General features: G+C 57.9%; 12 protein-coding genes. 8 read left to right on the plus strand and 4 right to left on the minus strand.

Annotated features, from left to right (window positions below):
- Nucleotides 1–177: 177 nt before the first annotated feature.
- The 4 genes from HC231_RS22960 to HC231_RS22975 all read right to left on the minus strand — a co-directional run bounded on the left by HC231_RS22960 (nt 178) and on the right by HC231_RS22975 (nt 4,160).
- Nucleotides 178–1,740 carry an ABC transporter substrate-binding protein gene (locus HC231_RS22960; protein WP_208228972.1) on the minus strand — a complete coding sequence of 521 codons (1,563 nt, stop codon included), beginning with the start codon at nt 1,738–1,740 and terminating at the stop codon, nt 178–180.
- Entirely contained in the window at nt 1,737–2,360 is a 624-nt protein-coding gene (ddpX, locus tag HC231_RS22965) for a D-alanyl-D-alanine dipeptidase (protein ID WP_208228973.1), read from the minus strand. The genes HC231_RS22960 and ddpX overlap by 4 nt, the downstream gene beginning before the upstream one ends.
- Before the next feature lie 14 nt (nt 2,361–2,374).
- Complete coding sequence (locus tag HC231_RS22970; RefSeq protein ID WP_208228975.1) at nt 2,375–3,241, minus strand: MurR/RpiR family transcriptional regulator; 867 nt, start codon at nt 3,239–3,241, stop codon at nt 2,375–2,377.
- A gap of 298 nt (nt 3,242–3,539) precedes the next feature.
- Nucleotides 3,540–4,160: an NADPH-dependent F420 reductase gene (locus HC231_RS22975; protein WP_208228977.1), complete on the minus strand. Its 621-nt coding sequence runs from the start codon at nt 4,158–4,160 to the stop codon at nt 3,540–3,542.
- 148 nt (nt 4,161–4,308) lie between these two features.
- On the opposite strand from HC231_RS22975, the gene HC231_RS22980 reads away from it, so the two are divergent.
- The 8 genes from HC231_RS22980 (at nt 4,309) to HC231_RS23015 (ending at nt 11,091) form a co-directional block, all read left to right on the plus strand.
- Complete coding sequence (locus tag HC231_RS22980; protein ID WP_208228978.1) at nt 4,309–5,211, plus strand: LysR family transcriptional regulator; 903 nt, start codon at nt 4,309–4,311, stop codon at nt 5,209–5,211.
- A 300-nt stretch (nt 5,212–5,511) separates the two neighbouring features.
- Nucleotides 5,512–6,369, plus strand: coding sequence for a transporter substrate-binding domain-containing protein (locus HC231_RS22985; protein WP_208228980.1), 858 nt, complete (start codon nt 5,512–5,514; stop codon nt 6,367–6,369).
- A 9-nt stretch (nt 6,370–6,378) separates the two neighbouring features.
- Nucleotides 6,379–7,038 carry an amino acid ABC transporter permease gene (locus HC231_RS22990; RefSeq protein ID WP_208228982.1) on the plus strand — a complete coding sequence of 220 codons (660 nt, stop codon included), beginning with the start codon at nt 6,379–6,381 and terminating at the stop codon, nt 7,036–7,038.
- Nucleotides 7,035–7,676, plus strand: coding sequence for an amino acid ABC transporter permease (locus HC231_RS22995; protein ID WP_208228983.1), 642 nt, complete (start codon nt 7,035–7,037; stop codon nt 7,674–7,676). The genes HC231_RS22990 and HC231_RS22995 overlap by 4 nt, the downstream gene beginning before the upstream one ends.
- A gap of 4 nt (nt 7,677–7,680) precedes the next feature.
- Entirely contained in the window at nt 7,681–8,493 is an 813-nt protein-coding gene (locus HC231_RS23000; RefSeq protein WP_208228985.1) for an amino acid ABC transporter ATP-binding protein, read from the plus strand.
- Entirely contained in the window at nt 8,483–9,739 is a 1,257-nt protein-coding gene (locus HC231_RS23005; RefSeq protein ID WP_208228987.1) for a M20 family metallo-hydrolase, read from the plus strand. The genes HC231_RS23000 and HC231_RS23005 overlap by 11 nt, the downstream gene beginning before the upstream one ends.
- Nucleotides 9,736–10,434, plus strand: coding sequence for a DUF1989 domain-containing protein (locus HC231_RS23010; protein WP_208228989.1), 699 nt, complete (start codon nt 9,736–9,738; stop codon nt 10,432–10,434). The genes HC231_RS23005 and HC231_RS23010 overlap by 4 nt, the downstream gene beginning before the upstream one ends.
- Before the next feature lie 66 nt (nt 10,435–10,500).
- Entirely contained in the window at nt 10,501–11,091 is a 591-nt protein-coding gene (locus HC231_RS23015; RefSeq protein ID WP_208228991.1) for a cupin domain-containing protein, read from the plus strand.
- The last annotated feature ends 135 nt before the right edge of the window (nt 11,092–11,226 follow it).

Consider the following 11,226-nt stretch of genomic DNA (forward strand, 5'->3'; position numbering starts at 1 on the left):
AAAACGGGCCAGCGGCCTGACCCTGTAATAAAAATCGCGCTTCAGTCCATTAACAACGCCGGTTATCAAGAAGAGCGCGCCGAAGGGCCGTGGCGCGATAAGCCGCCGGCCCCGGCGCGGCGGGCCTGCGTATCTCAGGTTCACAGGCCGCGTTGTCAGCAATTTCCTTGCTTTTTCTTATTTACTCATGGTCGCAACGTTAAACACCTGCTCCAGCATCGGGTTGTAAACAAAGCCTTTTACCTCTTTGTTCATCGCGACCTGATAATTTTTCTGGAACAGATAAACGTAAGCGGCTTCGTCGATAACGATCTTCTGCGCCGCCTGATAATCTTTGGTGCGCTCGGCCTGATCCGACGTCGCAACGGCTTTCTTCAGCAAATCGTCGACGGTTTTGTTGTCATAAAAAGAACGGTTGCCCGGCAGGCCTTTCTTATCGGATTCGAACCAGTAGTTCATAAACATATAGGGATCGGCGAAGTCGGGGCTCCAGTTGCCGATGGCGATGTCATAATCCCCTTTGCCGACGCGATCGCGCATGGTGGCGTTAGCCAGCTTCTCCAGCCTGACGTTAAGGCCCAGGTTTTTGAGGCTCGCCTGCGTGGAAATGGCGATCGGCTCCCAGTTGGGATCGCTGTCCGAATAGAGGAACGTCAAGCTCTGCGGCTTCTCGGCAACCTTGTCATAAGCGGCTTTCGCTTGCGCGGGATCCAGACTGTACTGCATGGCTTGCGCATCGTAGCCCCACATCCCTTCCGGGATCGGACCGCGCATCTGTTTGCCGTTGCCGCCGAGAATGCCGTTTACCATGCCCTGATAATCGGTCGACCAGGAGACGGCGCGCCGCAGATCGACCTGGTTCATCGGCGCTTTGCCGTTGTTGAGATAGAGATAGGTCACGCGCAGCGACGGATATTCATCGATAGCCACCGCCCCCTCTTTTTTCAGCGCCGCCAGCTGATCGACGGGCAAGGATTCGGCGATATCGATATCGCCGCGGGAGAGCTGTAAACGGCGGGACGCGCTCTCGCCGATGATCTTCACGGAGACGCGTTTAAAGGCCGGTTTCGCGCCGTGATAGTGCGGGTTGGGAACCAGCACCAGCTGCTGCCCTTTCTGCCAGCGCTGCAACATGTAAGGGCCGGAACCGGCGGTGTTCTCCGCCAGCCAGCCTTTGGCGTCATCGGCGCCGTGCTCTTTCATCACCGCGGGATTGACGATCGCGGCGCCATCATTGGCCAGCGTATACAGGAACGGCGCAAACGGCGTGCTAAGCGTGAAACGTACGGTATAGGGATCAACCACCTCGACGCTTAAGTCCTTCGGATAGGCCTCCGATGGTCCTTGCCCAATCTTCAGCAGACGTTCAAACGAGAATTTGACCGCCTCCGCCGTGACCGGCGCGCCATCGGAAAATTTAGCGTCGTTTCTCAGCTTAAAAGTCCAGACTTTCTGATCGTCGGAAGCCTGCCAGCTTTCCGCCAAATCGCCTTCCACCTCCGTGGAGCCTTTGCCATTTTCCGTTTTATACTGCACCAGGCGCTGATAGGCGGGATAAGTGACCGTCCAGTCGTTATTATCGATGGTAACGGCCGGATCGAGCGTCTGCGGATCGGCGGCTTTGCCAATCACCAACATATCTTTCGGCACCGCCGCCAGAGCTGGCGTAATGCTTATGGCGATCGCCGCGGCGATCAACGCCGGCCGAAACAATGAAACTGCGGTGGTAGTTATCTTCATGACAGTGCTCCTGGTTTCAAAGTAAGTGGGGTGTGGTGTACGTCGGGTGTCGTTATATTTTGTGGCGCGATACAGCTAAACCGGTCGCTCAACAGCGGATAGGCCGGGGAACCCGGCAATTCAAAGTGCCACCATTCGCTGGCGATGCCGACGAAACCGCCGCCGAACATGATGGCGTTCAATAACAGACGATTACGCTGCGCCGCGGGCGGCACATCGGGATGGTAAGGGTGAGAGCGTTCATTCATCTCATCAAAGCCGGTGCCCATATCCAGCGCCTGGCCGTTTTGGTCGATCAGCGTGACATCCACCGCAGTGCCGCGGCTGTGATTAGAGCCTAACGAGACTTCCACCACATATTTCGGATCCGGGCAGGCCAGCCATAGATACTCTTGCGCTTTCTTCGGCCGATAGGCGTCGTAAACCAGCAGCGTAACGCCCGCCAGCGCGGCGATCTCCACGCTGCGCATCAGAGCTTTGGCCGCGTCCGGATGCAGTAAGCAGCGATTTTCGCTGTAAATGGTCTGTCCCGTAATGTTATCCGGCGTCGCATATTTCATGTCGATGACCAGCTGCGGCAAAATAGCGGAAACATCAACCAATTCAATTTCTTGATTCATATAACCAATCCTGTTTAACGTTCGAATTGTCCAAATTCCTGTTGCAGTTGGCGGTTCAACGCCAGACGTGGGCCTAAACGATCGCCGAGCCGATCCACGACCGCGGAAAGCAGCAGGTTGAACAGGCAACTGAGCGGCGCCAGCGAATCCCAAAAATGGCCGGTATCGGTATGAACTTGCAGCAAGTCCAGCGGATAATCGCGCGCCCACGGGCACCAGATGTCGGTAACCAGCGCCAGCGGCAGATTGCGTTCACTGGCGGCGCGGCAATACTGCCGGGCCACGGCGGAGTACGCGCGGGTATCGGTAACCACCAGATAGGGCCGTTCAAACTCCGAGTTGAGCGATTCCACCCAGGTGCCCGATAGGCCGTCGACATAGCTGACGCGCGGGCGCAGATACTCCAGATGGCTGAAAAACGCGTTGGCGATACCCCGCGTAGACTGGATGCCTAAAACGAACACCGCCTCCGCCTCGGCAAGCTGCCGGCTGACCCGGTCAAAGACCTCACTCCGGGCTAGCTGATAAACTTTGGCGATGGCATCCAGCTCAAGCTGGAGCGACTGAGAGAAACGATCGGGGAGGGCGTGCTGTTGCTGCCATGAATCGAGACGGTCGATTACGCCCCAGGGCTTGTAAGGAATATCCGGCGCAGTGCGCAAACTGCTTTTGGCGTCTTCCAGATTGCGGTAGCCCAGTTTACGCAAATAACGGCCCACGGTAATGCCGCTGGTCCCCGTCGCTTTGGCGATGCTATCCGCGGTTTCAAACGGAACCTGATCGATATGCGTGAGCAGCCAACCGGCAATACGTTTGCCGCTGGGTGTTTGCTGGCTAAAACTCGCTTCAATTCTTGCGATTAATTCCGTTTTCTCCGCCATTTCCCGCCCCGATGTTATTTGTCTGTCATTTATCAAAATGATGTTATGCAAGTAACAATGCAGGGTGCGTGCCAAGTTTGATACGAGACGAAAAGGACGCGCTGGCGGTACGTTAGGGGAATAAAGGGAAAATAAAGGAGGAGAAAAGCGCAAAAATCGTGCGCGGACGATCAATTATGGTGCAAACCAATAATGAACTAATCATCTCAGCGAATGCGACGTCTTCATTATATTAAGCGGCAGGAATTCATAACGCGGGGCATCCCATCCCCGCTCAACATCAAGCGTGGTTAGTGGCTCACGCCTGCGCCAGTTTTTCCACCAATTGCGTTTTATTCAACGGCACGCAATAACAGGGCGTATCGCGCTCAAAGCGCCAGCCTTGCGCAAGCGCGCCGGCATCCACGCTATCAAAACCGACTTGATCCAAAAACTCGGCCACCAGCCGCTTCGCCTGCGCGTCATCACCGGCAATCGGCAACGCGCGGCGATCGGCTGCTCCCGCGGCTCTGGCGTCGCTCAGCAGATCTTTGGCATAGATGGCATTAAACGCTTTCACCACTTTCGCCCCCGGCAGCATTAGCGCCAACATCTCGCTAGTGGTGGTTTCATGATTGTCGAGCTGCGGATAGCGTCCGTCCCGATCCGGGTAGTAGTTGTTGGCGTCCATCACCACTTTTCCCTGCAAGGCATCGGCAGGCAATGTCTTCAACTGGTTAAACGGGATCGCCACCAGCACCAGATCGCCAAATGCGGCAGCCTGCTCTACCGTGCCGCCTTCGCACTTCAACGTACGCAGCGTGCTGAAAATCGTTTCCGGGCCGCGAGAGTTGCTCAGCATCACCTTATGCCCCGCTTTTATCGCCAGTTCCGCCACGCCACGACCAATAAATCCAGCGCCGATGATTCCAATGTTCATATCTCACCTCTGATAAATACGTTCGATAAATCCACGATCGGTTGGTGTAATGACAATATTTGATTACGAATAACGGATAAACAGACCTTTTCTTATTACAGAAGAAACGATATGTTTCTAATCGGGCATCGCTAGCGGAGAAAACACAATGGATAAACTCACCAGCATGGCGGTTTTCATTAAGGCCGTCGACTGCGGTTCGTTCGCCGCAGCGGGTAGCCAACTCAATCTTTCGCCGCAAATGGTGGGTAAGCATGTATTGGCGCTGGAAACGCAGGTCGGCAGCACGCTGCTGCACCGCACCACCCGCCGCCAGAGTCTGACCGAGGCCGGTCGCCTGTACTATCAAAGCTGTAAACGGGTCTTACAAGAAGCGGAAGACGCCGACCGGCTGATGGCGTCAATTCATGCCGAACCCGCCGGGCTGTTGCGGGTCAATGCGCCCGTCACTTTCGGCTCCTGCAGCCTGATGCCCGCCGTCACCCGCTATATGCGGCAGTATCCGCAGGTTCAGGTGGAGCTGACGCTTTCGGACCAGTTTGTCGATCTAATGGAAGGCGGCTATGAAGCCGTGCTGCGGATCGGTCAGCTTGATGATTCGCCGCTGATTGCGCGCGAGTTAAGGCCTTACCGCTGCGTGGCGTGCGCCTCGCCCGCCTATCTTGCCGAACGGGGCATGCCGCTCAAGCCGACGGATTTGCTGGAGCATGAGTGCCTGGGATTTACCTACTGGGCCAATAAGCCAACCGGGAACTGGGTCTTCGCCAAAGAGGGCAAAACCGAGCATGTGCATATCAACAGCCGCCTGCAAATCAACGATAGCAAAGCGATGCTCAGCGCCGCGCTGGAAGGCTTCGGCATTGTATTGGGCGCGGAAGTATTGCTGAACGAGGCGCTGGCGCGCGGGGATTTGGTGCGTATATTGCCGCACTATGAAACGCCTTCACGTCCGATGCATCTGCTGTTTCACGGTGAACGCCATTTGTCGTCGCGCCTGCGCGCTTTTGTCGATTTTATCGTGCGGGAATTCAGTCCTCACCCGCAGGCATAGCCGACGCCGCGTCCCGCCTGGCCGTCCGGCAAATCCGTTTTTAGCACAATTTTTTCTGCACAATAAAGGGGCACCGGCGCACTACCGACAAACAAAGCGGATAACGTTTATCCCCCTGCGCTGAGGATTTACTTCTCTGGCCCCGATCCACAACCCATTAATTTTTACTTTAATAACAATAAGATAATTATTATCTCTTTAGTGTATTTCCCTATCTGACAGACTGGCACGCATCATGCTTATGTAATTTCATGCAAGTTACTTGAATGAAATGAATGCCACTTTCACCAGGGGAATACCATGATACGACGCAAGTTCACCACCGCCTTTTGCGCATCCGCACTGTGTGTTGCCAGCGCCCTTGCCTTTCCCGCTCACAGCGCCGATTTGCTGGATAGGATCAGCGCCGGTAAAACCATTACCATCGCCACCGAAGCCCGCTATGCGCCGTTTGAGTACGTGCAGGACGGGAAAATCGTCGGTTACGACGTTGACCTGATGAACCATATTCTGCAAAAACAGCTGCCGGACGTGAAGGTGAAGCAGTTGGACCTGCCGTTTCAGGGCATCCTGCCGGGGCTGGACGCGAAAAAGTTTGATTTTGTGGTGACCGCCGTCACCGTTAACAAACAGCGCGTCGCCCATTTCGCCTTTACGGTGCCGATAGCCGAATCCACCGTCGCCCTGCTTAAGCGCGAAAACGATGCTTCCATCGCCTCGCTGGACGATCTCAACGGCAAAGTGGTCGGTTCACAGGCCGGCTCCGGCCAGTTGCAGATTTTGCAGTCGTTTAACGAGCAATTAAAAGCCAGCGGCAAACCCGGCATCAAGGAAATCAAGCAGTACGTCTCTTTTGATGAAGCCTATGCGGATTTGGCGAACCGCCGTCTTGACGGCGTCGCACAGTCGCTGGCGAATCTCGGCCCGCTAATCAAAAGCCGCCCCGGCGTATTCAGCACGCTGGAGCCGATGCTTGGCCCTACCACCTACTTTGGCTGGGTTGGACGTAAAGACGAAGACAGCGCCAGGCTGGTAAAAATGTTCAGCGACGGCATTGCCGAAGCCAACCGCGACGGCACGATGAAAGCGCTGCAGGAGAAATGGTTTGGCTTCACGATGACCGTTCCGGCGGATCAGATGCCTGAGCCGAGTCTGTAAGGGACGCGCATGGCGGACTTTTTCGCACAGTTCCTTTCCTGGTCTCCCGTTCTGCTTAGCGGCGCCGTCACCACGGCATCGCTGTGTCTGACCGCTATCGTCGCCGGTTTTTTCGTCGGCGTGGGTATTCACCTGATGGAGCGCAGCCGGCTGCGGCTCTGCCGGGGGATCGCCGGCGCCTGGATCAGCCTGTTTCGCGGCACGCCGGTATTGGCGCAGATGCTATTGTGCTTTTATTTGCCCGGCGAACTGGGGCTGGAAATTTCCGGCTACCTGGCCGCCGTTCTGGCCCTGACGCTGAATACCGCCGCCTATCAGTCGCAAATCCTGCGCAGCGGTTTCGCCGCCATCCCGCCCGGTCAGTTGGAGGCGGCGGCGATCTGCGGTCTGAGCGCTCGACAAACCCTGTGGCGCATTCAGGTGCCGCAGGTGCTGCGCCTGACGCTGCCGTCGCTGATCTCCGAACTGATCGACGTGGTGAAAGCCTCCGCCGTGGTGTCGATCATCGCCATTACCGATCTGATGCGGGTGGGCCAACAGTTGGCCTCGTCGACCTATCAGCCGTTGCAAGTTTATATCGCCACGGCGCTGGTCTACCTGCTGCTAACCAGCCTGCTGGCGCTGGCGGGCCGCTATTTTGAACGCCGCTGGGTTAAGGAAAGAACATGAACGAATTGCTTCTCTACCTACCCGACTATCTGCGCGCAATGGGCGTCACGCTGTGGATCAGCGCCTGTTCAGCCGTACTCGGCGCGCTGCTCGGCTTCGCGCTGCATGGAGCGTGCCGCAACCAGCCGGGGCTTTATGCGGCGTGGCGCTTCTATGTTTGGGCGATTCGCGGCACGCCCTACCTGGCGCAGTTGGCGGTCATTTACTTCGGTCTGCCGTCGGTCGGCGTCATGCTGAGCGCCGTCGAAGCCGCCATTTTATCGCTGACCTTATACAGCGCCGCCTACTTCAGCGAAATTTTCCGTGCCAGTTGGCAAAGCATTACCCGCGGCCAGTTGGAAGCGGCGGCGGCGCATAATATTTCGCCGTGGCGGAGCTTCTGGCATATCCAAACGCCGCAGGCGATGCGCTTTAGCCTGCCGATGCTCGGCAATCAGTTCATTCTGACCATTAAAGAGAGCGCGGTGGCATCGGTGATCACCGTCCCCGAACTCACCATGACGACGGGACAGATCGTCGCGAATACCTATACCTATGTCCTGCCCTACGCCTTGCTGATCCTGAGCTACTGGCTGCTGGCGCAGGGCGTCAGTCTGAGCGTTCGCCTGCTCGGCCGCTGGCAAACCTCGAAAGGATAACCCTATGGCAGAAACGCTTATCGAACTGCGCGGCGTCGGCAAATCATTTGACGGCAACCGGGTGCTGAAAGATATCAATCTGACCGTCGAAACGGGCGAGATCGTCACGCTGATCGGCCCGTCAGGTTCCGGGAAAACCACCGCCTTACGCTGCATGAACTTTCTGGAAGCCTATGACGAAGGCGAAATCTGGATTAAAGGCCAGCTATTGGGCTACAGCGGGCCGGGGCGCGAACCGCGGCACCGCGATAGCCCGGCGCTGATTGCGGAAGTCCGCCGTCCGCTGGCCATGGTGTTTCAGCAGTTCAACCTTTGGCCGCATATGACCGTGCTGGAGAACGTGACCGCGCCGCTGGTGCTGGGGAAAAAACTACCGCGTCAGGAGGCGCGCCGGCGGGCCGCCGCCGCGCTGGCGCAGGTCGGCATGAGCGAGAAAGCCGGCGCCTGGCCGTCCCGCCTGTCGGGCGGGCAGCAGCAGCGCGTAGGCATTGCCCGCGCGCTGGCGCTGGAGCCGGAACTGCTGTTGCTGGACGAGCCGACGTCGGCGCTCGATCCCGAACGGGTCGAAGAGGTGCTGGATGTGATCAAAGCGCTGGCGCAAAAAGGCATCACCATGGTGATGGTGACCCATGAAATGTCGTTTGCCGCCCATATTTCGTCGCGCATCGTTTTTATGGCCGACGGCGGCGTGGTGGAAAGCGGCCCGCCCGCTACGCTGTTTCGCAATCCGCAAACCGAACGCCTGCGCGCCTTTCTCGCGCCGTGGTTTCAACGCCCTTTACAACTTGATGAGCCAGGATGCGCCGATGGTCAGTGAACAAGGAAAACAAGCCGCAAACAGCGTCAGCCAGGCGCGTTTGCTCAACAATCTGGCCACGTTGTCGCGCTTCGGCGCGCTGGCTTCCGGCGGGGTAAACCGTCAGGCGCTCTCCGCCGACGATCTTGACGCGCGCGCCTGGCTGATCGAGCTGGCGCGATCGCTGGGCTGCGAGGTATCCACCGATGCGTGCGCCAATCTGTTTATTCGCCGCGCGGGGCTGCAAGATCTGCCGCCGGTGGTTACCGGCAGTCACATCGATACCCAGCCGTGCGGCGGCAATCTGGACGGATGCTACGGGGTGATGGCGGGCATCGAATGCCTGAGCGCGCTCAATGAAGCCGGGATAACGACCCAAAGGCCGCTGGAAGTGGTGGTCTGGACCAACGAGGAAGGCAGTCGCTTCGCCCCCGGCGCGATGGGATCCAGCGCCTTCGTTGACCCGGAGAATCTGGCCGGCTATCTGAATAACCAGGATCGGGACGGCGTTACGGTCGGCGCGGCGCTGGCCGATTGCCACCGCCGCTTCGCCGATCTGCCGCGCCGCGACAGCTACCCGATGGCGGCATTTATCGAGCTGCATATCGAACAGGGGCCGGTGCTGGAACAGGCGGGACTGTCTCTGGCCACGGTAGCGGGCATTCAGGGCGTCAGATGGTATCAGATCCGCTGTATCGGCCGGAGCGCCCACGCCGGCACCACGCCGATGAACCGCCGCGCAGACGCCATGACGCTGGCGCGCCGTCTGACGGATCGTATCGAACGCGCGGTGGCCGACGCGCCGGCCGACCAGCTGCGCTTAACCTTCGGCTGCTGGCAGGTGATCCCCAACGCCATCAATACCGTGGCGGGCGAAGTCAGCTTCACCATCGATTTCCGCTCCCCCGACGACGATGCGTTAGCCCGCTTTGATGCGCTGATCGCCGGGCTTGCCGCCGAGAATGTGATTGTCACCCCATCGCTGCGCCAGCCGCCGATCGCGTTCGATGCGCGTCTGCTGGCGCAGCAACAGGCGTGCTGCGACGAGTTGGATATCCCGACCGCTAAACTTGTTTCCGGCGCGTTTCACGACGCGATGTATCTGGCCCGTCATTGCCCGACCAGCATGTTTTTCGTTCCAAGCCGCAACGGCATCAGCCATAACCCGGCTGAATATACCGATCCCCATTCGCTCTGGCTTGGCGCCAGGGCACTCGCCTGCTGTCTGACAGAACTGGCAAACCCATTAACAGGAGTCCATTCATGAGCACTATCAACTACCCTGCCTGCTGTGAAAAAGATAACGGCACCGCACTGGGCACCAATGCCACCGCCACCTCGCCGATTTCCGCCGACGGCACGCCGACGCCCGGCGAGCTTTACACCGTACCGGCCCGCTGCGGCCGCGCCGTACGTCTGCAAAAGGGGCAGGTTATCCGCATTATCAACACGCCGGGAAGCCAGGTGTGCGATACCTGGCTGTTCAACAGCGACGATCTGAGCGAGTTCTCCTCCATGGAACATACGCGCGCGTTCATTGACAAAATCATCCCCCAGCCGGGCGATGTCTTGGTCACCAACCATCGCCGTCCGATCGGCACGCTGCTGACCGATACCTCGCCGGGCATTCACGACACCATGATTGCCGCCTGCGATCTGTTCCGCTACAGCAATATGGGGATCACCGAATACCACGACAGCTGCGCCGACAACATGCGTCTGGCGCTTAACGCCATCGGCCTGCGCGCCCGCGAAGTGCCGCAGCCGCTCAACCTGTGGATGAACACCCCGGTCAATCCCGACTACACCATCTCCTGGCTGCCTACCGTCAGCAAAGCGGGGGACTATGTAGAGATCCGCGCCGAACTAGATTGCATCGTGGTCATGTCCGCCTGTCCGCAGGACATCGTGCCAATCAATGGTTGTAATCCTCAGCCGATTCATTTTAGTGTAATTGAATAATCAGCCATGCTGCCCGCTGTCAGGCGGACGACGGGCAGCGCTTACTTTCACAATCGACAACTCGTTATGAAAAAAAACGGCGATACCGGCAATACTGTATTATCCAATCTGGGCATGCGGCTACGGCATGCCCGGCTGGCGCAGGAAATGACCTTAAAACAGCTGGCGAAGAAGGTGGAATGCTCTGAGAGCCTGCTATCCAAACTGGAAAACGAGGTGGCGACGCCTTCTCTGGCCATGCTGCACCGCCTGGCCCACGCGCTGGAAACCAACATATCAGACCTGATGGCTGAAAACTGGGTTGCGGACTCTCCGGTGCTGAAACCGGAACAGCGGCGGCGCAAGCGTTTCCTGCAACGTAATAAACAGGGCGGCATTGAACTGGAAAACCTGACGCACAACCATAAGGGCGGCCTGTTGCAGGGCAATATCCACATCATTGAGCCTGGCGTCGCCAGCGATGGCCTGATTGAGCACCACGGCGAAGAAATGGGATATGTGCTATCCGGCGATATCGAATTGTATCTGGGCGAGATGACCCACCGTTTAACCGCCGGCGACTCTTTCTATTTTCCCAGCCACATCCCTCACGGTTACTGCAACATCGGTAAAACGCCGGCGCATGTGCTGTGGGTCAATACCCCGGTCACCTTCTGAATCGCGTTAGCCGCATGCCGTTTCTTCCCCCCAGCCTGGCCGATGTTCATACCGCGGCCAGCGCGTAATACGGACGTTTGTTTTAAGAATAGAAATAGCCGGGCGCTCGGCATTAAAGCCGGCCTGCACTTAACC

Origin of the sequence: Brenneria izadpanahii (genome assembly GCF_017569925.1) — a bacterium.
In the GTDB taxonomy this organism is placed as follows: domain Bacteria; phylum Pseudomonadota; class Gammaproteobacteria; order Enterobacterales; family Enterobacteriaceae; genus Brenneria; species Brenneria izadpanahii.